The following is a 305-nucleotide window of genomic DNA, read 5'->3' as shown; positions in this document are numbered from 1 at the left end:
AAAGAAAAGTACTCCATATTCAAGTCATAATTTTTTAAACAATCCTCAAGCTGCTTTATACACCATTCATCTGAATATGTTTTCCCTTCTTCATCAGCGTAAATATCCCTAGAAAAACGACATAATGAATTTTTGTTACTCACAATTGCATAGTTCTCTCTGGTTAATTTTAATCCACGTTTTCCTTCAAGTACTTTTACTCCAAAATGATTTGCCATAAATCTATTCCTTTCGGGTCACTAAATTTATTTTTTTAGAAAAAGCCATTTTTAAATTATAATGTAATTTATATATTTAAAAGATTA

1 protein-coding gene is annotated in these 305 nt (G+C 27.2%); it reads right to left on the bottom strand.

Going from position 1 to position 305, the window contains the following annotated elements:
- Positions 1 to 218: hypothetical protein (locus RCF13_RS01220; RefSeq protein ID WP_308140743.1), on the bottom strand; the 218-nt coding region annotated here is incomplete at its 3' end.
- Positions 219 to 305 lie beyond the last annotated feature (87 nt).

Source organism: Stenotrophomonas maltophilia group sp. RNC7 (genome assembly GCF_030910085.1).
In the GTDB taxonomy this organism is placed as follows: domain Bacteria; phylum Pseudomonadota; class Gammaproteobacteria; order Xanthomonadales; family Xanthomonadaceae; genus Stenotrophomonas; species Stenotrophomonas sepilia.
The sequence above is the reverse complement of the archived record's forward strand: the minus strand, read 5'-3'. Positions and strand labels throughout refer to the sequence as shown.